At 70.9% G+C, this 19172-nt stretch carries 19 protein-coding genes; 9 read left to right on the top strand and 10 right to left on the bottom strand.

Translation table 11 applies throughout. From position 1 onward, the window contains the following. Positions 1-26: 26 nt before the first annotated feature. Positions 27-1148 (bottom strand): spermidine/putrescine ABC transporter substrate-binding protein, encoded by a 1122-nt coding sequence (locus ACIBQ8_RS29915; RefSeq protein WP_357971184.1) that lies wholly within the window; start codon positions 1146-1148, stop codon positions 27-29. Between the two features lie 546 nt (positions 1149-1694). Between ACIBQ8_RS29915 and ACIBQ8_RS29910 the strand changes: the two genes are divergently transcribed. Beyond that, positions 1695-2804 (top strand): hypothetical protein, encoded by a 1110-nt coding sequence (locus tag ACIBQ8_RS29910; protein ID WP_397193504.1) that lies wholly within the window; start codon positions 1695-1697, stop codon positions 2802-2804. Next, positions 2801-3760 carry an SIS domain-containing protein gene (locus ACIBQ8_RS29905; RefSeq protein ID WP_397193503.1) on the top strand — a complete coding sequence of 320 codons (960 nt, stop codon included), beginning with the start codon at positions 2801-2803 and terminating at the stop codon, positions 3758-3760. The genes ACIBQ8_RS29910 and ACIBQ8_RS29905 overlap by 4 nt, the downstream gene beginning before the upstream one ends. On the opposite strand, the gene ACIBQ8_RS29900 is transcribed toward ACIBQ8_RS29905, so the two are convergent. The 4 genes from ACIBQ8_RS29900 to ACIBQ8_RS29885 form a co-directional block, all read right to left on the bottom strand. Next, on the bottom strand, positions 3754-4323 hold the full coding sequence (locus ACIBQ8_RS29900) for a GTP-binding protein (RefSeq protein WP_397169485.1): 570 nt from the start codon (positions 4321-4323) through the stop codon (positions 3754-3756). The genes ACIBQ8_RS29905 and ACIBQ8_RS29900 overlap by 7 nt on opposite strands. Then, positions 4304-4618: a DUF742 domain-containing protein gene (locus ACIBQ8_RS29895; RefSeq protein ID WP_229824241.1), complete on the bottom strand. Its 315-nt coding sequence runs from the start codon at positions 4616-4618 to the stop codon at positions 4304-4306. The genes ACIBQ8_RS29900 and ACIBQ8_RS29895 overlap by 20 nt, the downstream gene beginning before the upstream one ends. 66 nt (positions 4619-4684) lie before the next feature. Continuing rightward, on the bottom strand, positions 4685-5107 hold the full coding sequence (locus tag ACIBQ8_RS29890) for a roadblock/LC7 domain-containing protein (RefSeq protein WP_352321436.1): 423 nt from the start codon (positions 5105-5107) through the stop codon (positions 4685-4687). Beyond that, positions 5107-7845 (bottom strand): nitrate- and nitrite sensing domain-containing protein, encoded by a 2739-nt coding sequence (locus ACIBQ8_RS29885; RefSeq protein WP_397193502.1) that lies wholly within the window; start codon positions 7843-7845, stop codon positions 5107-5109. Before ACIBQ8_RS29885 ends, ACIBQ8_RS29890 begins: the two co-directional genes overlap by 1 nt. A gap of 415 nt (positions 7846-8260) precedes the next feature. On the opposite strand from ACIBQ8_RS29885, the gene ACIBQ8_RS29880 reads away from it, so the two are divergent. The 5 genes from ACIBQ8_RS29880 (at position 8261) to betA (ending at position 14745) form a co-directional block, all read left to right on the top strand. Beyond that, on the top strand, positions 8261-9241 hold the full coding sequence (locus tag ACIBQ8_RS29880; protein WP_397169489.1) for a glycine betaine/L-proline ABC transporter ATP-binding protein: 981 nt from the start codon (positions 8261-8263) through the stop codon (positions 9239-9241). Beyond that, on the top strand, positions 9238-11151 hold the full coding sequence (locus tag ACIBQ8_RS29875) for an ABC transporter permease (RefSeq protein ID WP_397193501.1): 1914 nt from the start codon (positions 9238-9240) through the stop codon (positions 11149-11151). Before ACIBQ8_RS29880 ends, ACIBQ8_RS29875 begins: the two co-directional genes overlap by 4 nt. Continuing rightward, positions 11148-12125 carry an ABC transporter substrate-binding protein gene (locus ACIBQ8_RS29870; RefSeq protein ID WP_352350246.1) on the top strand — a complete coding sequence of 326 codons (978 nt, stop codon included), beginning with the start codon at positions 11148-11150 and terminating at the stop codon, positions 12123-12125. Before ACIBQ8_RS29875 ends, ACIBQ8_RS29870 begins: the two co-directional genes overlap by 4 nt. A 62-nt stretch (positions 12126-12187) precedes the next feature. Then, positions 12188-13123, top strand: coding sequence for an ABC transporter substrate-binding protein (locus ACIBQ8_RS29865; protein WP_397169493.1), 936 nt, complete (start codon positions 12188-12190; stop codon positions 13121-13123). After that, entirely contained in the window at positions 13099-14745 is a 1647-nt protein-coding gene (gene betA, locus ACIBQ8_RS29860; RefSeq protein ID WP_397193500.1) for a choline dehydrogenase, read from the top strand. Before ACIBQ8_RS29865 ends, betA begins: the two co-directional genes overlap by 25 nt. A gap of 6 nt (positions 14746-14751) precedes the next feature. Here betA and ACIBQ8_RS29855 read toward each other — a convergent pair whose 3' ends face one another. Both ACIBQ8_RS29855 and ACIBQ8_RS29850 read right to left on the bottom strand, forming a co-directional pair. Next, positions 14752-15540 (bottom strand): ABC transporter permease, encoded by a 789-nt coding sequence (locus tag ACIBQ8_RS29855; protein WP_397169496.1) that lies wholly within the window; start codon positions 15538-15540, stop codon positions 14752-14754. Then, entirely contained in the window at positions 15537-16475 is a 939-nt protein-coding gene (locus ACIBQ8_RS29850) for an ATP-binding cassette domain-containing protein (protein WP_397169498.1), read from the bottom strand. The genes ACIBQ8_RS29855 and ACIBQ8_RS29850 overlap by 4 nt, the downstream gene beginning before the upstream one ends. A gap of 80 nt (positions 16476-16555) precedes the next feature. Here ACIBQ8_RS29850 and ACIBQ8_RS29845 point away from each other — a divergent pair, with 80 nt between their 5' ends. Next, on the top strand, positions 16556-17323 hold the full coding sequence (locus ACIBQ8_RS29845) for a TetR/AcrR family transcriptional regulator (RefSeq protein ID WP_397169500.1): 768 nt from the start codon (positions 16556-16558) through the stop codon (positions 17321-17323). Here the strand turns inward: ACIBQ8_RS29845 and ACIBQ8_RS29840 are convergent. Continuing rightward, positions 17312-17764 carry a MarR family winged helix-turn-helix transcriptional regulator gene (locus ACIBQ8_RS29840; RefSeq protein ID WP_397169502.1) on the bottom strand — a complete coding sequence of 151 codons (453 nt, stop codon included), beginning with the start codon at positions 17762-17764 and terminating at the stop codon, positions 17312-17314. The two genes, ACIBQ8_RS29845 and ACIBQ8_RS29840, sit on opposite strands and share 12 nt — an antisense overlap. Positions 17765-17838: 74 nt before the next feature. Here ACIBQ8_RS29840 and ACIBQ8_RS29835 point away from each other — a divergent pair, with 74 nt between their 5' ends. Beyond that, positions 17839-18240: a hemerythrin domain-containing protein gene (locus ACIBQ8_RS29835; protein WP_397193499.1), complete on the top strand. Its 402-nt coding sequence runs from the start codon at positions 17839-17841 to the stop codon at positions 18238-18240. Here ACIBQ8_RS29835 and ACIBQ8_RS29830 read toward each other — a convergent pair. Continuing rightward, the gene (locus ACIBQ8_RS29830) at positions 18237-18815 is read right to left on the bottom strand and encodes an ATP/GTP-binding protein (RefSeq protein ID WP_352321413.1); all 579 of its coding nucleotides are present in this window, start codon (positions 18813-18815) and stop codon (positions 18237-18239) included. The genes ACIBQ8_RS29835 and ACIBQ8_RS29830 overlap by 4 nt on opposite strands. Continuing rightward, the gene (locus ACIBQ8_RS29825; RefSeq protein WP_125631446.1) at positions 18796-19158 is read right to left on the bottom strand and encodes a DUF742 domain-containing protein; all 363 of its coding nucleotides are present in this window, start codon (positions 19156-19158) and stop codon (positions 18796-18798) included. Before ACIBQ8_RS29825 ends, ACIBQ8_RS29830 begins: the two co-directional genes overlap by 20 nt. Positions 19159-19172: the final 14 nt, after the last annotated feature.

Here is a 19172-nt window from a genome sequence, read left to right as displayed (position 1 = left end):
GACCTCGGATCTCACTGCACCAACGACTATCCGGCCGTGACTTCCTGCGACAGGCGGCTGAACTTGGTCGACGCCTGTCCCAGGTCGATGATCGACTCACCGTTGAGCAGCTCCGCCGGCTTGATGTCCAGCAGCGAGCCCTTGGGGATGGTCACCTTGTCCATGGCGGCCTTGTTGGGGACCTTGTAGTTGATGTTCTCGGCCGCCCAGCGGTGGATCTCCGGGTCGAGGATCATGTTGATGAAGGCGTGGGCCGCCTCCTTGTTCTTGGAGGACTTCATGATCACCATGGTGTCCACCCAGAGGTCGCTGCCCTCCTTCGGCACCACGAACTTGATGTTCTGCTTCTCGTCCGTGGTCGGGCACCAGCCGTCCCACGCCTCGACCATGATGGCCTCGCCGGACTTCAGCCGGTCGCCGAAGGTGGTGTCGTCGTAGCGCAGCAGGTGCGGCTTCTGCGAGACCAGGAGCTCCTTGGCCTTGGCGATCTCCTCGTCCTTCTCGGTGTTGACCGAGTAGCCGAGCGCCTTGAGCGCGGGCAGGACCAGCCAGCGCTCGGTGGTCATCATGGTGACCTTCTTCTCGGCCCAGGACGCGGGCTTGAGGATGTCGTTCCAGCTCGTCGGCGGCGTCTTCACCAGGTCGCTGCGGTAGCAGATGCCGGTCGTGCCCCAGGTGTAGGGCACCGAGTACTTGTTGCCCTTGTCGTAGGAGAGCTGGGTGGCCTCGGGGTAGAGATTGGCCAGGTTGGGGATCAGCTCGGCGTGGATGGGCTCCAGCAGGCCCTGGGCGTTGAGCGCCTGGGCGTACTGGCCGGACACGAACGCCACGTCGATGCCGCTGTCGCCGGAGGCGGTCAGCTTGGCCATCGCCAGCTCGTTCGTGTCGTGGTTGGTGATCCCCATCTCCTTGACCTTGAGCTGCTGCTTGACCTTCTCGGGCAGCTCCTCCGGGGTGTAGCCCGGCCAGACGGTCACCTGGAGCGACTGCTTGGTCAGGTCGGCGTTGGGCTGGAGCTGTTCGGCCTTGGCCGCGGTCGTGCCGTCTGAGCTGCTCGACGACCCGCCGCCGCACGCCGCGACGGCTAGCGCGAGGCCGGCCACCGCCACGGCGGCCGGAAGACGACGGGTGAACCGGTTACGGGACACGGCCGCTACTCCTTCTGGTGCTGAGGATTGAGGGGTCGCGCGACCTTACTGGACACGGCAGACCAGAGCAGGAGTGTTGCAGCAGAAATCAACATGAGCAAGACTTTTCCCGACATTGCTACCAGGAAGTTTGATCAGAGTGTTGAATCGAGATTCAATAACGGAGTCGCCTCATCCCGGTCCGTGAGGGACCTCTCACCTCGCGTACGGACCGCCTTTGGGCCGCGCTCTTCGCGCCATCTCTCCCAGCCGTAATCTATCGGCTCGGGAGCGCGCGATCCCTGGCGGGTGCTCAGGAAACGGGCGAAGGATCGGGATCCATCCGAAGCGGGATGCCGGTCGCCGGCACGTGGCGCCCGGCCCGTCAGTGAAGGCTTCGCCCGGGAGGCCGGAGTGAGCACCGGGGGCGGGTCCGTACCCTCCTGACCGGCGGCGGGCGCTTTTCCCCTAATGCGCGGACGGGCTCAGAAGAGGGCGAAGTTGCAGCGGATATCAACTTGAGCGAGACTTCCTTCCACACGTCGATCGGGAACCATGGTCAATCTGTTGAACTGGGATTCAATTGCGCCCCGGCTCGCCGCCCTCGCGGTGGAGCCCGTCTCCGACCGGGATCACGGCCTGTCCACGAGCCTGCTGCGGGCGCTGGCGCACGACCCGCCGCCCCCGTTCGCCGTCCGCCGGTTCCATGACCTTCCCGTCCTCGCGGCGACGGCCGCCGAGCGCGGCTTCGGGCCGCACGTCGACCAGACCAACCACTCGGTCGTGGTGGACGAGCGGATGGTCGTCAAGTGGCTGGCCCCGCCGGTCCCGCTCCCCCACCCGACGCCCGAGATCTTCGCCCACCTCGTCGAGGTCGGCTTCACCGGCACCGCGCCCCCGTACCTGGCGCTGACCCGCGCCTCGGACGCCGGCGAGGAGCTGCTCGCGCTGGTGACGGGCTACCTGCCCGAGGCGCGCGACGGCTGGGAGTGGTGCGTGGACGAGGCCGAGTCCGGCGGCACGCGGTTCGCCGGCGAGCTCGGCCGGCTGGCCGCCGACCTGCACGTCGCGCTGTCCACCCTGCCCGGCGGCTCGTCCGCGCGGCAGGCCGACCCGGCGGCGCGGGCCGCGGACGCGCTGGCCGAGGCGCTGGCCCTCACCGGCGGCGCCGACGGCGAGTGGCTGGCCGCGCGGGCCGGCGCCCTGGCCGCCGAGCTGGAGCCGCTGCGCGCCGGCTTCGCGGGCCCGGCGATCAGGATCCACGGCGACCTGCACGTGGGCCAGATCCTGCGGTGGCGCGACGGCTACGCCGTGATCGACTTCGACGGCAACCCGACCGTGGCCGACACCGGCGTGCGCCAGCCGGCCGCCAGGGACGTCGCCCAGCTCACCACGAGCCTGGAGCACGTGGCCCAGGTCGCCGTCAGGCGCCGGGGCACCCCGCCCGCCCACGCCGCGGCCTGGGCGGCGCGGTCCCGGGCCGGCCTGCTGGACGCCTACCGCGACCGCCTGTCCGGCCTCGGCCGGTCCGACCTGCTGGACGAGACCCTGATCCGCCCGTTCGAGGTCGAGCAGGAGTGCCGCGAGCTGATCTACGCCGCCCGCCACCTGCCCCGCTGGCGCTACGCCCCCATGGGCGTGCTGCGCACCTGGTACCCCGAGGAGAACCTGCCGTGAATCCCGAGCTCTACCTGGCCGACCTGGAGGCCAAGCCCGCCGCCCTGGCCGCCCTCGCCGACGGGCTGCGCGCGGCCGACCCCTTCGCCGGGCTGCCCGAGGGCGTGCGCCGGGTGCTGTTCCTCGGCATGGGCAGCTCCCGGTACGCCGCCGGGGTGGCGGCGCTGCGCCTGCGCGCGGCCGGCGTGGACGCCTACGCCGACTACGCCTCGGCCGCGGCGACCTACCCGGCCGGGCCGGACACGCTGGTCGTGCCGATCTCGGCCACCGGCGGCAGCCGCGAGACCCTCGACGCCCTCGCCCGCTACGCCGGGGGCCCGTCGTACGTGGCCGCGATCACCAACGTGCCCGGCTCGCCCGTCACCGAGGCGGCCGACCTGGTCGTCCCCATGGAGGCGGGCGAGGAGCGCGGCGGCGTGGCCTGCCGGACGTTCCAGCACACCCTGGCCCTGCTGCTGGCGCTCGAAGCCCGGCTCGCCGGGGCCGGCGGCGACCTGCCCGCCCTGCTCACCCGGGCCGCCGAGGCCACCCGCGACCTCCTGGACCGCCGCGACGATTGGCTCCCGCTGACCATGGAGCTCCTCGACGGGCCCCACGGCGTCTACACGATCGCCCCCGCCGAGCGGCTGTCGTCGGCCGAGCAGTCGGCGCTGATGTTCCGCGAGGGCCCGCGCCGCGCGGCCGACGCCTGCGAGGCGGGCGACTGGTCGCACGTCGACGTCTACCTCACCAAGACCCTCGACTACCGGGCGCTGCTGTTCCCCGGCTCCCGCTACGACGAGCAGGCCATGGACTGGGTGCGCGAGCGCGGCTCCACGGTGATCTCCGTGGGCGGCGAGGTGAAGGACGCGGCGGCGGCGATCCGCTACGCGCACGACGACGACCCCGGCGTGGCGCTGCTCACCGAGACGCTGGTGGCCGAGCTGGTGGCCGCCTACTGGTGGAACGCTCAGTAGGGGCGGGCGCCGATCACGTGTTCGAGCAGCGTGATCAGGGTGTTCTTGACCGACTGGCGGGCACGGGCGTCCGTGCGCACGATGGGCACCTGCGGTGAGAGCGTGAGCGCCTCGCGCACCTCGCTCTCCACGTGCGGGAACCGCCCGTCCCAGCCGTTCAGGCCGACGACGAAGGGCAGCCCGGCCTCCTCGAAGTAGTCGACGGCCGGGAAGCTGTCGGCCAGGCGGCGGGTGTCCACCAGCACGACCGCGCCGATCGCGCCGCGCACCAGGTCGTCCCACATGAACCAGAACCGGTGCTGGCCCGGCGTGCCGAACAGGTAGAGGATCAGGTCGCGTTCGAGCGAGACGCGGCCGAAGTCCATGGCGACCGTGGTGGTGGACTTGCCCGGCGTGTGCGCGAGGTCGTCGATGCCGGAGGAGGCGTCCGTCAGCACGGCCTCGGTCGTCAGCGGCACGATCTCCGACACCGCGCCGACGAAGGTGGTCTTCCCCACGCCGAACCCGCCCGCCACGACGATCTTCGTCGAGGTGAGCGCTGGGCTAGAGCCGGCGAAGTCCACTCAGGACCCTCTCCAGCAGCCTGCGGTCCGGCAGCCCGGCCTCAAGCTGCGGCTGGTAGACCTTGACCAGCCCGTCGGCCTCCATGTCGGCGACCAGCACCCGCGCCACGCCGAGCGGCACGGCCAGCAGCGCGGAGATCTCTGCCACCGAGCGCACCTGGCGGCACAGCTCGCTGATCGCGCGGTACTCGCGGGTGTAGGTCATGCCGAGCCGGGCCGAGGTCGCCGACGAGACCAGCGCCTCCATGGCCAGGCCGGTGCGCGGCGCCGTCCTGCCGCCGGTGACGGCGTACATGCGCACCAGCGAGCTGCGCTGGGGCTCCGGCTCCCCGTCATGCCACGATGCCAACGTCCACTCCCATCACCAGGGGCGCGCGGATGACAACTCCGCCCGTACGGCAGGGGTCAGCACCTGCCCCGTGCGTTCGACCAGAATCGTCATCTGGTACGCCACCAGGCCCATGTCGCAGTCCGGCGCGGCCAGCACCGCCAGGCACGACCCGTCGCTGATCGACATCACCAGCAGCAGCCCGCGTTCCATCTCCACCAGGGTCTGCGTGACGCCGCCGCCCTCGAAGACCCGCGCCGACCCCTGCGTCAGGCTGACCAGCCCGGCCGCGATGGCGGCGAGCTGGTCGGCGCGGTCCTTGGGGAAGCCGCGGGAGAAGGCCATCGGCAGGCCGTCGGCGGAGACGACCACGGCGTGGGCCACGCCGGGCACCTCCTCGACGAACGCGCTCACCAGCCAGTTGATGTCCCTGGCCCCCTGGCTCAGTTCCTTCATCAGTCCTCCTCTAGCTCGGCTCGGCCCTTGCGCACGCCCTGCTGGTAGCTGGCCAGCCGGCTGCGCAGCCGGTCGGGGGACGGCGGCGGAACCGGCGCGGGCGGCGGCTGGGGAACCGCGGCGCCCGGCACCAGATTCGCCCGCGGCGTGCGCTTGGGCAGGCCGGAGTTCGTGGTGCCGCCCTGGGCGGGCTCGGCGGTCGTGTTCGCCGCCTGCCAGCCCTGGTCGGCGGGCGAGGACCAGGCCGGGTCCCGCCGGTCGGCGGTCGGCGCGGCCTTGCTGAACCAGCTGCTCTCCTCGACCGAGGCGAAGATCGGCAGGAACTCGCTCCCGGCCGCCGGCTCGGCCCCGGCCGGCTGGGGCCCGGTGGCGAACGACGGGTACGACCCGCCGGACGGCTCCGGCTGCTCGACCGACTGCGAGGCGGACGAGGTGAACCACGACGACTCGGACGCGGCCGGCATGGGGTCGAACGACGGGTGCCCGTAGGCGGGCATCGGTGCCGTGGGCGGCGCGTACGGCTCGGCGCTGTGGAAGGGCTCGGCACTCTGGACAGGCTCGGCGCTGTGGAAGGGGTCGGCACTCTGGACAGGCTCGGCGCTGTGGAAGGGGTCGGCGCTCTGGAACGGGTCGGCGCTCTGGAAGGGGTCGGCGCTTCGGAAGGGGGCGGGGCTCTGGAAGCGCTCGGGGCGCACCTGGTCCGGGCGGCCCATGGCGGACATGGCCGGGGCGTGCGCGGCCGCGGCCATCGAGCCGTGCAGGGGCCCGGCCACCGCGCCGGGCACCGCGGCGAGCAGCATCTCCGGGATCAGCACCATCGCGGTCAGCCCGCCGATGTCCTGGCGGCGGAGCTGCACCTTGATGCTGTGCCGCAGCGCGAGCCGCCCGACCACGAACAGCCCCATCCGCCGCGACACGGACACGTCCACGACCGGCGGGTGGGCCAGCCGCCAGTTGGCCTCGGCCAGTTCCTCGGGGGTCATGCCGATGCCGTTGTCGGTCACCGAGACCATCAGCCCGCCGCCGTCGATGCGGCTGCTGGAGATGATCACCTTGGTGTCCTTGGAGGAGAACGAGACCGAGTTCTCCACCAGCTCGGCCAGCAGGTGCACCACGTCGGTGACGGCCTGCCCGGCGATGGCGACGTCCGACTGCGCCTGGACGCTGACCCGGTCGTAGCTCTCGACCTCGCCGAGCGCCGCGCGCACGATGTCCATGAGCTCGACCGGCTCGCTCCACTTGCGCGCGGCCTCCTGACCGGCCAGGACCAGCAGGTTCTCGCTGTTGCGGCGCATGCGGGTGGCCAGGTGGTCGAGCTTGAACAGGTCGCCGAGGCGCTCGTCGTCGCGCTCGCCGCGCTCCAGGCGCTCGATCAGGGTGAGCTGCCGTTCGACCAGGGTCTGGCTGCGCCGCGACAGGTTGACGAACATGGCGTTGACGTTGGAGCGCAGCCGCGCCTCGTCGCCCGCCAGCCGGACGGCCTCGCGGTGCACCTCGTCGAAGGCGCGGGCGACCTCGCCGACCTCGTCCTTGGAGAAGATGCCGATGGGCGGCACCTCGGCGTCGACCGCGCCGTCGCGCGACTCGCGCAGGTGCTGGACGAAGTCCGGCAGGCGGCGCCCGGCGATCTCCAGCGCCTCGCCGCGCAGCCTGCGCAGCGGCCGGACCAGCGACCTGGCCACGCCGGTGGTGATCAGCAGGACGGCGACCAGCAGCGCGAGCACCGCCCCCGCGATGACCAGCGCCCGCCGCTGCTCCTCGGCGCTGAGCGTGGCGCTGCGCGCGACGATCCCGGCGGCCTGGCGCTGCTCGACCTTGCGCATGGAGTCCACGACGACGTTGGAGGCGTCGAACCACTCCTTGGCGTCGTCGCGTTTGGCCAGGTCCAGCCCGCGCAGCGGCAGCGAGGCGGAGGCCCTGATGAGCACCAGCTCGCGCAGGAACAGCATGCGGTCGGCGCTGCGGCCGTTGACGGTCTCGTCGAAGAAGCGGCGCTCGTCGGCGGTGGCCTCGGCGGCGAAGCCCTTGCGCTCGGCGGTCTCGGCGGACAGCTCGCCGAGGAAGCGCTTGAGCTGGTCCTGGCCGAAGGCGCCCTCGACGAGGACGGTGGTGAGCAGCGCCTGCTGGTAGGAGACGCTCTCCTTCGCCCTGGCCAGGCCGTCCAGCATGCGGGTCTGGCGGAACAGCTCGTCGTCGGAGCTGCCCTTGATCAGTTCGGTGTGGATGGAGAGAAGGTCGCCGATCACCGTCGTGTAGAGGTCGACGGCCGGGCCGGGCAGCAGGTCGGCGTCCATGGCCTGCTCGCGCAGCGAGGTCAGGTCGTCCAGGCGGCTGAGCATGTTCTCGATCTGGTCGGCGGTACGGCCCTCGACGTCGGCCAGGATCTGCTGGGCGGTGCCGCGTACGTCCCTGATGGCGACGTCCACCTGGTCCATCTGGGACCGGACGCCGCCGAGCCCGTTCACGGGCCGGTTCCTGGCGATGTACCAGGCGGTCTTGGCCCGCTCGCCGGCGACCTGGTGGGTCAGGTCGCCCACCTGCTCCGACAGCACGGCTAATCGGTTCGTCCGGTCGTAGTCGGCGGCGGCGCCCGTCGAGGACAGCACCTGGACGCCGCCCAGCAGCACGGCGGCGGCGGTCGGCACCAGGATGAGGGCGACCAGGCGCGCACGTACGCGCCAATTGCGCAGGCGCCAGTTGCCTTCGACGGCCTGCCGCTCGCCCAGCTGTGTTGTCACCGAACGCACCTCGCCCGAATCGGCGTATTTGTCAGGGCTGTGGCCCTTGGGAGAAATCAGCAAGTGCGGGTAATTGGAACACATCCTAAGCGGAGGTGGCCAGCCGCACATATCGGTGCGTAATTCAACTTCTGTGCCCAGTGGGACGAAAGCTGGAGCCCCATCTTGCCTTCCGTCCAACCAGAAATAACCCTCTATACCTTCATATGTCCACATATGGGCGTTTAGCGCGTTCCAAGCGCATAACACGGGAGGAGCAGCCAGGTCTCTCCCAGGTCACAGCGTTGAGATTTGCGTTATTCACCGCATATGTTGAGCCCCGGCAATCGAGGAGGCGAGGGTGCGGGATTCTCCCGACAGCGCGGCTATCAGCGTCGAAGGGCTTTGGAAGATCTTCGGATCCAGGGCGCAAAAGGTGCTGGACAGCGAGGACAGACACCTCGACCCCGCCGCTCTGCGAGAGAAGACCGGCTGCACCGCCGCCGTCCGCGACGTGAGCTTCGAGGTGCGCCCCGGCGAGGTCTTCGTCGTCATGGGCCTGTCGGGAAGCGGCAAGTCCACCCTCGTCCGCTGCCTGACCAGGCTCGTCGAGCCCACCGCCGGCCGCATCAGCATCGGCGGCGAGGACGTCGGCCACGCCTCCCCCGCCAAGCTGCGCGAGCTGCGCCGCCACCGGGTCAGCATGGTCTTCCAGCACTTCGGCCTGCTGCCGCACCGCAAGGTCATCGACAACGTCGCCTACGGCCTGGAGATCCAGGGCACCCCCAGGGCCGCCAGGCACGCGCGGGCCGCCGAGATCCTCACCCTCGTCGGCCTCGACGGGTACGCCGGCTCCTACCCCGACCAGCTCTCCGGCGGCATGCAGCAACGCGTCGGCCTGGCCCGCGCGCTGGCCGTCGATCCCCAGGTCATGCTGTTCGACGAGCCGTTCAGCGCGCTCGACCCGCTGATCCGGCGCGACATGCAGACCGAGGTGATCCGGCTGCACCGCGAGGTCGGCAAGACGATGGTGTTCATCACCCACGATTTGTCCGAGGCGCTCAAGCTGGGCGAGCGCATCGCCATCATGCGGGCCGGCTCGATCGTGCAGCTCGGCACGGCCGAGGAGCTGGTGGGCGCGCCGGCCGACGACTACGTGGCCGACTTCGTCCGCGACGTGCCGCGCAGCCACGTGCTGACGCTGCGCTGGATCTGCCGCGCCCCCGAGCCCGGCGAGCCGCTGGACGGCCCCCAGCTCCCCGCCGCCACCCTGGTCAAGGACGCCATCGCCGCGGCCTCGGCCTCCTCCCGCCCGATCCGGGTGATGGACGGCGGCGAGCTGACCGGCGTCGTGGACCGCGTGGACCTGCTGTCCTTCCTGGCCGGCGCGGACGCCGCGGTGAGGGCAGGCGCGTGAGCACCACCGCGGTCAGCGCCCCCACCAGGCTCAAGATCCCCAGATGGGCCGGTCCCGCCGGGGTGGCGGTCCTGTTCGCCGTGGCGTACCTGGTCTTCCGCGGCACCGGCACGCTGCCGCACGACAAGGAGGCGCCGCAGTTCCTGGCGGTCACCGACCTGCGCGAATGGATCGACGACCACCGCAACGAGAGCCCGCTCTTCCTGTACTTCCTCAACTACGTCCGGCTGTTCGTCGACGGCGTCTACACCTTCTTCCAGACCGCGCTCACCGCCCTGAACTGGCCCGGTCTCATCGGCGTCCTGGCCGCGCTGGCCTGGCTGGCCGGCGGCTGGCGCATCGCGCTGCTGGCGGCGGCGGGCGTGGGCGCGTTCGGGGTGCTCGGGCTGTGGCAGTCGAGCGTGGACACGCTGGCGCTGGTGGCGGCCTCGGTGCTGCTGTCGCTGGCGGTCGGCGTGCCGCTCGGCGTCTGGGCCGGGCTGTCGGCGCGGGTGCGCCGGGTGCTGACGCCGGTGCTGGACGTCATGCAGATCATGCCGACGTTCGCCTACCTGGCGCCGCTCGTGCTGTTCTTCCACATCGGCGCGCCGGCCGGGGCGATCGCGACGATGATCTACTCGATCCCGCCGGCGATCCGGATCACGGCGCTGGCCGTCGAGGGGGTCTCGGCCACGGCGGTCGAGGCGTCGGCGTCGCTCGGCGCGACCCGCCGTCAGACGCTGTTCAAGGTGCAGCTGCCGCTGGCCCGCCCGACGATGGCGCTGGCGGTGAACCAGACCATCATGATGGCGCTGTCGATGGTCGTGATCGCGAACCTGATCTCGGCCCCCGGCCTGGGCGGCGACATCATCCGCGGCCTGTCGCGGGCCCAGGTCGGCATGATGCTCCCGGCGGGCCTGGCCATCGTGGTCATGGCCGTCGTGCTCGACCGCATGCTCATGTCGGTGGCCCGCCGCCAGGCGCACGCGGCGCTCGGCCGGCCGGACCTGGTGGTAGCGGCCGGGCTGGCGGTCGCGGGCGTGGCGGCCGGGCTCGCGCTGCCCGCGGGCTGGCCCGACGGCCTGACGGTCTCCTTCGCCGGCGCGGTGAACGACGCCGTCCGCTGGGCGGAGACGACCTGGTACCCGGTCACGACGTTCGTCAAGGACGTGACCTCGGCCTTCCTGCTCAACCCGCTGGAGGGCCTGCTCACCTCCGCCCCGTGGTGGCTGGTCGCCCTCGCGGTGCTGGCCCTGGCCTGGCGGGTGAGCGGGATACGCCCGGCGCTGACCGCGCTCGGCTGCCTGCTGGCCATCGCGCTGCTCGGCGTGTGGGAGCACGCCATGCAGACGATGACCACGGTCGCGGTGGCGGTGCTCGTCACCCTCGTCGTCGGCCTGCTGCTGGGGGTGGCCGCGGCCCGCTCGCCGCGCTGGTCGGCCGTCCAGCGCCCGCTGCTGGACGCCGCCCAGACCATGCCCGCGTTCGTCTACCTGCTGCCGGCGCTGGCCCTGTTCGAGACGACCCGGTTCACCGCGATCTTCGCCTCGGTGATCTACGCGGTGCCGCCTGTCGTGCGCCTGGTCGAGGACGGCATCAGAGGCGTGCCCGGCACGGTCGTCGAGGCGGCCGCGTCGGCCGGCTCGACCCCGGGCCAGCTCCTGTGGAAGGTCCAGCTCCCGATGGCGCGGCGGGCCATCCTGCTGGCCGCCAACCAGGGCATCGTGATGACGCTGGCCATGGTCGTCGTCGGCGGCCTGGTCGGGGCGGGCGCGCTCGGCTACGACGTGGTCGTCGGCTTCTCCCAGCGCACGGATTTCGGCATGGGCTTCGTGGCGGGCATCGCGACCGTCCTGCTCGGAGTCATGCTCGACCGCATCACGCAGGGCGCCGACAGGCGCCCTTCCCCCCGAAAGAGGAAGCGCACATGAAGATTCGCCTGCTCGCAGGCCTGCTCGTTGTCGGCCTCACCGCCGTGGGTTGCGGCGGTGGCGCCAAGGTGGAGACCTCCCCCAGCTCCGCCGCCCCGTCGGCCGGCGCCGCCTCCGGCGCGGCGACGACCGGCACCGTCAAGATCGCGATCAACCCGTGGGTCGGTTACGAGGCCAGCGCGAACGTCGTCGCCTACCTGCTGAAGAACGAGCTCAAGTACGACGTGCAGCTCCCCGAGATCAAGGAGCAGGTCGCCTGGGAGGGCTTCGAGACCGGCGACGTGGACGTCATCATCGAGAACTGGGGCCATCCGGACCTGAAGAAGAAGTTCATCGACGAGAAGAAGGTCGCGCTCTCAGCGGGCTCCACCGGCAACAAGGGCGTCATCGGCTGGTACGTGCCCAAGTGGATGGCCGACAAGTACCCCGACATCACCGACTACAAGAACCTGAACAAGTACGCCGACCTGTTCAAGACGTCGGAGTCCGGCGGCAAGGGCCAGCTCCTCGACGGCGACCCGAGCTACGTCACCAACGACGAGGCCCTGGTCAAGAACCTCAAGCTGAACTACAAGGTGGTGACCGGCGGCAGCGAGGCGGCCCTGCTCAAGGCGGCCGAGCAGGCGCAGGCGCAGAAGAAGGCGCTGCTGTTCTACTTCTGGACGCCCCACTGGCTGTTCGACAAGGTCGAGCTGACCCGGGTGAACCTGCCCCCGTACACCGAGGGCTGCGACGCCGACGCCAAGAAGGTCGCCTGCGACTACGCCGAGCTGGACCTCGACAAGATCGTCAGCAAGAAGTTCGCCGACACCGGCGGCAAGGCGTACGAGCTGGTCAAGAACTTCAGCTGGACGAACGAGGACCAGAACGCGGTCGCCAACGACATGACCAACAACGGCCTGACCGGCGAGCAGGCCGCCAAGAAGTGGGTCGAGGCCAACACCGCCAAGTGGCAGGCCTGGCTCCCCAAGTGACCCCTCTTGACCGCCTCCCCTCCGGCCGGGCGCCGGCGGAGACGCGGTCGCGGAGATCTCTCATGCGAACCAAGAAGCTGGCCGGGCCGCTGCTCGCGGCCCTGCTCCTGACGTCCTGCTCCGGCGGCGCCCCCGAGACCGGGGTCGCGGCCAGGGGCACGGTCAACATCGACGTGCACGCCTGGGCCGGGTACGAGGCCCAGGCCGCCGTCCTGGCCTACCTGCTCGAACACGAGCTGGGCTACAAGGTCAGCACGCGCCGGATGGAGGAGAAGAAATCCTGGGGCGATTTCGAATCCGGCAAGGTGGACGTGATCGTCGAGAACTGGGGACACAACGACCTGAAGAAGATCTACATCGAGCAGAAGAAGGTGGCATTGTCGGCCGGGCTCACCGGCAACAAAGGCGTGATCGGTTGGTACGTCCCCGAGTGGATGGCCAAGAAATATCCCGACATAACCGACTACCGGAACCTGAACAAGTACGCGCCCCTATTCCGGACCTCCAAAACCGGAAATTTGGGTCAGGTGCTCGACGGGGACCCGACATTCGTCACCAACGACGAGGTTCTCATCAAGAACCTCGGCCTCGATTACAAGGTCGTCTACTCCGGCAGCGAGGACGCGCTGATCAAGGCCGCGCAGACGGCGGCGCGCGCCCGCACGCCCCTGCTCATGTATTTCTACGAACCGCAATGGCTGTTCACCAAGGTCAAACTGGTCAAGGTCAACCTGCCCCCGTACGCGATCGGGTGCGACGACGTGCCCGCCAAGGTCGCCTGCGACTACCCGCCGTACCTGCTGGACAAGATCGTCAGCAGGCGGTTCGCCGAGCGCGGCGGGAAGGCGTACGAGCTGGTGCGCAACTTCACCTGGACCAACGACAACCAGAACGCCGTGGCCGCCGAGATGATCAACGGCAGGAAGACCGCCGAGCAGGCCGCCCGGCAGTGGGTGGAGGAGAACAAGATCGTGTGGAAGGACTGGATCCCGCGTTGAGCTTCGACTTCGTCATCGTGGGCGGCGGCTCGGCCGGCTGCGCCCTGGCCAACCGGCTGAGCGCCGATCCGTCGGTGTCCGTGCTGGTGCTGGAGGCGGGCCGGCCGGACTACCTCTGGGACGTCTTCATCCACATGCCGGCCGCGCTGATGTTCCCCATCGGCAGCCGGTTCTACGACTGGAAGTACGAGTCCGAGCCCGAGCCGCACATGAACGGCCGGCGCATCTACCACGCGCGTGGCAAGGTCCTGGGCGGCTCCAGCAGCATCAACGGGATGATCTTCCAGCGCGGCAACCCGCTCGACTACGAGCGCTGGGCCGCCGATCCCGGCATGGAGACCTGGGACTACGCCCACTGCCTGCCCTACTTCAGGCGCATGGAGAACTGCCTGGCCGACCCCGGCTCGCCCTTCCGGGGCGGCGACGGCCCGCTGAAGCTGGAGCGCGGCCCGGCCCGCGGCCCGCTGTTCGAGGCGTTCTTCGAGGCCGTCCAGCAGGCCGGCCATCCCCTCACCGACGACGTGAACGGCTACCGCCAGGAGGGCTTCGCCGCCTTCGACCGCAACGTCCACCGGGGCCGGCGGCTCAGCGCGGCCCGCGCCTACCTGCATCCGGTGCGCCGCCGTCCCAACCTCACGGTCAGGACGCGGGCCCACGTGGAGAAGGTGCTGTTCGAGGGGACGCGGGCGGTGGGCGTCCAGTGCGGCGGCGAGCGCATCGAGGCGCGCGAGGTCGTCCTGTGCGGCGGCGCGATCAACACCCCGCAGCTCCTCCAGCTCTCCGGGGTCGGGCCGAAGGCGCTGCTGGAGTCCGTGGGCGTCCAGGTGGTGCACGACCTGCCGGGCGTCGGCGAGAACCTCCAGGACCACCTGGAGGTCTACGTCCAGCACGCCTGCACGCAGCCGGTCTCGCAGCAGCCGTCGCTGGCGATGTGGCGGCGGCCGTTCATCGGCGCCGACTGGCTGTTCCTGCGGCGCGGCCCCGGCGCCACGAACCACTTCGAGGCGGGCGGGTTCATCCGCTCCAACGACGACGTCGCGTACCCGAACCTGATGTTCCACTTCCTGCCGATCGCCGTGCGCTACGACGGCTCGGCGCCGGCCGGCGGCCACGGCTACCAGGTGCACATCGGCCCGATGTACTCCGACGCCCGCGGCTCGGTGCGGATCCGGTCGGCCGACCCCCGCGCCAAGCCCGCGCTGCGCTTCAACTACCTCTCCACCGAGCAGGACCGCCGCGAGTGGGTGGAGGCGATCAGGCACGCCCGCGCCATCCTGTCCCAGCCCGCCTGGTCCGGCCTGGACGGCGGCGAGATCTCGCCCGGCCCGGACGTCCGGACCGACGAGGAGATCCTGGCCTGGGTGGCCAAGGACGGCGAGACCGCCCTCCACCCGTCGTGCACCTGCAAGATGGGCGTGGACGACCTGGCCGTGGTCGACCCCGGCACCATGCGCGTGCACGGCCTGGACGGCCTGCGCGTCGTGGACGCCTCCGCCATGCCGTACGTCACCAACGGCAACATCTACGCCCCGGTCATGATGCTCGCCGAGAAGTCCGCCGACCTGATCCTCGGCAACACCCCCCTCGCCCCCGACACCACGGCCTTCCACCGCCACGCCTGAGCCGGTCTACCGGTCCAGCCGCTGGTACAGGCGGACGGACAGGACGAAGAAGACGACGGTGATCGCCGCCGGCCACAGCACCGCCATCGTCACGGCGTGCTGGGCCACCCACGAGTCGCCGCCCCAGCCCGGGTTGCCGAACAGCTGCCTGGCGGCGGCGACCGTGGAGGAGAGCGGGTTCCACTCCGAGATCGCGCCCAGCCAGCCGGGCATGGTGCCGGGCGCGACGAAGGCGTTGGACAGGAAGCCGATCGGGAACTCCAGCGTCTGGATCGCGACCACCGCGCCCGGGTCGCGGGTGAGCAGGCCGAGGTACATGCCCGCCCACAGCAGGGCGAAGCGCAGGAGCAGCAGCAGGCCGATCGCGCCCAGCGCGCCCCCGGCCGAGGCGGGCCGCCAGCCCACCGCCAGGCCGCACAGCAGCAGCCCGCCCAGGATCAGGACCGAGTTGAGCAGGTCGGCCACGGCCCGCCCGACCAGCACGGCCGAGGGCGCCATGGGCATCGACCGGAACCGGTCGGTGACGCCCTTGGAGACGTCCGAGGAGACGGCGATCATGGTGGAGCTCAGGCCGAAGAGCATCGTCATGCCGTACATGCCGGGCATGAGGAAGGCGAAGTAGTCGGCTCCGGCGGGCACCTCGACCGCGCCGCCGAACAGGTAGCCGAAGGCCAGGGTGATCACCACGGGGAAGAGCACCCCGAAGACCACCGTCATGGGCTGGTTGGCCCAGTGGATCAGGTCGCGGCGGGCGACGGTCCAGCCGTCGGCCAGCGCCCATCTGAGTGCGGTCATCGATCGCCTCCCGCGGTCGTCAGGTTCAGGAAGACCTCGTCGAGGGTCGGCCGGCGCAGCGCGACGTCGGCGGCCTCGATGCCGGCCGCCGCCAGCGCGGGCAGGACCCGGGTGAGCGCGCTGACCCGGTCGGCCACCGGGGCGCTGACGTGCCGGGTGTCCCGGTCGATCTCGGCGGGGCCCGCGGACGCCGCCGAGAGGATCGCTGCCGCCTCGTCGAGCCGCGCCGGGTCGTTGATCACCACGTCGAGCCGGTCGCCGCCGAGCTTGGACTTCAGCTCCTCCGGCGTGCCCTCGGCCACCAGCCGGCCGGAGTCGATCACCGCGACCCGGTCGGCGAGGTGGTCGGCCTCCTCCAGGTACTGGGTGGTCAGCAGCACGGTCGTGCCGCCCGCGACCAGCTCGCGCACCGCGTCCCAGATCCCGGCGCGGCTGCGCGGGTCGAGACCGGTGGTGGGCTCGTCGAGGAAGAGGACGGGCGGCGCCAGGATCATGCTGGCGGCCAGGTCGAGCCTTCGGCGCAGGCCGCCGGACAGCTCCTTGGCCGGGCCGTCGTGCCCGGTCAGGCCGAAGCGTTCCAGCAGCTCGGCGGCCCTGGCGCGGGCGGCCGGCGCGCTCAGGTGGTAGAGGCGGCCGAACAGCTCCAGGTTCTGCCGGCCGGTCAGGATCTCGTCCACGGCCGTCTGCTGGCCGACCAGGCCGATGGCGGCGCGGACCCGGCGCGGCTCGGCCGTCACGTCGAACCCGGCCACCTCCGCCCGGCCGGCCGAGGGGCGAAGGAGCGTGGTGAGAATGCGGACGGCGGTGGTCTTCCCGGCGCCGTTGGGCCCGAGCAGGCCGTAGACGGTGCCTTCCGGCACGTCGAGATCGATGCCGTCGAGCGCCGTCTTCGAGCCGTAGGTCTTGCGCAGGCCCTGGGCGAGCACTGCGGACATGGCCACCTCCCTATTGAAGCGTACGCCGTACCGTACGGCATACGATCGACGCACGCAACCGTACGGTGTACCGTACGAGGGTGACTGTCGAATACCCGGGCAAGGGCGACCCGGCCCGCAGCCTCGCGCTGCTGTGGCGGACGAGCGAACGGGCCAGCCGCAAGGGCAAGCCCGAGCTGAGCGTCGAGCGCATCGTCCGCGCCGCCATCGACGTGGCCGACGCCGAGGGCCTGGCGGCGCTGTCCATGCGCCGGGTGGCCGAGAAGCTGGGCGTCGGCACGATGTCGCTCTACACGTACGTGCCGGGCAAGCCCGAGCTGCTCGACGTCATGCTCGACACCGTCTACGGCGAGACCGCCCGCCCCGAGGACGTGCCGGGCGGCTGGCGGGCCCGGCTGGAGCTGATCGCCCGCGAGAACTTCGCCCTCTACCTGCGCCACCCGTGGCTGCTCCAGGTGGCGGCGAGCCGCCCGGTCCTCGGCCCCAACGTCACCGCCAAGTACGACTACGAGCTGCGCGCGATCGACGGCATCGGCCTGACCGACCTGGAGATGGACTCGGTGATCACGCTGGTCACCGGCTTCGTGCACGGCACCGCGCGGGGGGCGGTGGAGGCCGCCCAGGCCGAGAGCCAGACCGGCATGACCGACATGCAGTGGTGGGCCGCGCACGCGCCCTTCCTCAGCCGGATCTCCGACCCCGCCATGTTCCCCACGGCCTCGCGCGTCGGCCAGGCGGCCGGGGAGGCGCTGCAGGCCGCCTACAGCCCCGAGCACGCCTTCGAGTTCGGCCTCCAGCGCGTGCTCGACGGGGTCGAGGTGCTGGTCGACAGCCGGTCAGCGGGCTGACAACGCCTGCTCGTAGGCCAGCAGGGTGCGCACGAACGTCTGCCGCTCCTGCGGCGTCAGCGGGTCGAGCGCGGCCCGCCAGGCCGTGGCGCCGTAGCCGAGCCATTCGGTGATCGCCTGCTGGTGGGCCGGGGCGATGCTGACGATCGTGCGGCGCCGGTCGGCGTCGTCCTCGCGGCGCTCCAGCACGCCCTTCCTGCTCAGCTCGCCCACCATCAGGCTCACGGTGGCCGGCGCCACCTCCAGGCGCCCGGCCAGCTCGTTGACCGTCGTCGGGCCGTCGAACAGCAGGTAGGCCAGCAGCGACAGGTGCCGGGGGGCCAGCGACAGCGACCGCAGCGCCTCGGGCACCTTGAGCCGCTTGGCCCGGCCCACCATGCGCGGCATCAGGAGCAGCAGCGTCCTGATGCCTTCGTCCACGCTCAAGCCGTCGGTTGACATCACCAATACCTTGCTGTCTAAATTAGCTTTGTTTGCAAAGCTAATTTGTCGTCGTCTGGGCAAAGGATAGTGACATGGACGAGCGGGTGCGGGCCTTCGGGGACGAGCTGGTCAAGGTGCACGACTGGTTCAGGGGCGAGCTGGCGGCGCTGCGCGCGGGCGGTGCCGTCACGGACGACCTGCGGGCACACTGCCTGACCTTCTGCGACGCGCTGAGCTTCCACCACTCCGGCGAGGACCGGGTGGCGTTCCCGCACCTGGAGGGCGTGCGCCCGGAGCTGAAGGAGGCGCTCGACCGGCTGCGCCGCGGGCACGAGGTGATCGCGGCGCTGGTGGAGGAGCTGCGTGCCGCGAGCGACCCGGCGGCGATCGAACGCCTCGCCGCCGAGCTGGAGAGCCACTTCGACGACGAGGAGCAGGCGCTGGTGCCCGTGCTCAACTCGCTGGAGAGCGCCCCGTGGGCGGTCGGCGGCTAGCGGACGGGGGCCGCGCGCAGCCGTACGACGTGCTCGACCAGCGAGATCAGCGTCGTCTTGACCGACTCGCGGTTGCGCGCGTCGGTGCGCACGATCGGCACGTGCGAGCCCAGCGCCAGCGCCTCGCGCACCTCGTCGTCGGTGTGCGGGAACTGCCCGTCCCAGCCGTTGATGCCCACCACGAACGGCAGCTTGGCCTCTTCGAAGTAGTCGATGGCGGGGAAGCTGTCGGCCAGGCGGCGGGTGTCGAGCAGCACGACCGCGCCGATGGCGCCGCGGACCAGGTCGTCCCACATGAACCAGAACCGGTGCTGTCCGGGGGTGCCGAACAGGTACAGGATCAGGTCGCGGTCGAGCGAGAGCCGGCCGAAGTCCATGGCGACGGTCGTGGTCTGCTTGTTCGGCGTCAACCCGAGGTCGTCGATGCCCGCGGACGCGTCGGTCATCACCGCTTCCGTGGTGAGCGGGAGGATCTCGGACACCGCCCCCACGAACGTCGTCTTGCCGACGCCGAACCCACCAGCGACGACGATCTTCGTCGAAGTGAGGCCGGGGCTAGAGCCTGCGAAGTCCACTGAGCACCCTTTCGAGCATGTTGAGGTCTGGCTGTCCCTGGCTGAGGCGTGGCTGGTGCAGGCGGACGAGACCTTCGTCTGACATGTCCGCCACAAGCACCCTCGCCACGCCCAGCGGGACGCGGAGCAGGGCCGAGATCTCGGCGACCGACCGGAACGTCCTGCAGAGCTGCATGATGGCCTCCTGCTCGGGGGTGAGCATGGCCATCTCGTCGTCCGGGATCGACATCGACGAGATCAGCGTCTCCATCGCGAGGTGATACCGCGGCTCGGAACGGCCGCCGGTCACCGCGTAAGGACGGAACAGGGGCTCGTCGTCCCCGGTCCCGTCACTGCCGTACACGGCCCTCTCCCATC

The organism is Nonomuraea sp. NPDC049646 (assembly GCF_044465525.1).
Lineage (GTDB): Bacteria > Actinomycetota > Actinomycetes > Streptosporangiales > Streptosporangiaceae > Nonomuraea.
This window is presented reverse-complemented; position numbering and strand designations above follow the sequence as displayed.

Bases quoted from the DNA above. Each gene is read 5' to 3' on its own strand.
- ACIBQ8_RS29895 (WP_229824241.1), bottom strand. From the start codon at position 4,618: ATGTACGCCGTCACCGGCGGCAGGACGGCGCCGCGCACCGGCCTGGCC.
- ACIBQ8_RS29890 (WP_352321436.1), bottom strand. From the start codon at position 5,107: ATGAAGGAACTGAGCCAGGGGGCCAGGGACATCAACTGGCTGGTGAGC.
- ACIBQ8_RS29870 (WP_352350246.1), top strand. From the start codon at position 11,148: ATGAAGATTCGCCTGCTCGCAGGCCTGCTCGTTGTCGGCCTCACCGCC.
- ACIBQ8_RS29865 (WP_397169493.1), top strand. From the start codon at position 12,188: ATGCGAACCAAGAAGCTGGCCGGGCCGCTGCTCGCGGCCCTGCTCCTG.
- ACIBQ8_RS29855 (WP_397169496.1), bottom strand. From the start codon at position 15,540: ATGACCGCACTCAGATGGGCGCTGGCCGACGGCTGGACCGTCGCCCGC.
- ACIBQ8_RS29850 (WP_397169498.1), bottom strand. From the start codon at position 16,475: ATGTCCGCAGTGCTCGCCCAGGGCCTGCGCAAGACCTACGGCTCGAAG.
- ACIBQ8_RS29840 (WP_397169502.1), bottom strand. From the start codon at position 17,764: ATGTCAACCGACGGCTTGAGCGTGGACGAAGGCATCAGGACGCTGCTG.
- ACIBQ8_RS29835 (WP_397193499.1), top strand. From the start codon at position 17,839: ATGGACGAGCGGGTGCGGGCCTTCGGGGACGAGCTGGTCAAGGTGCAC.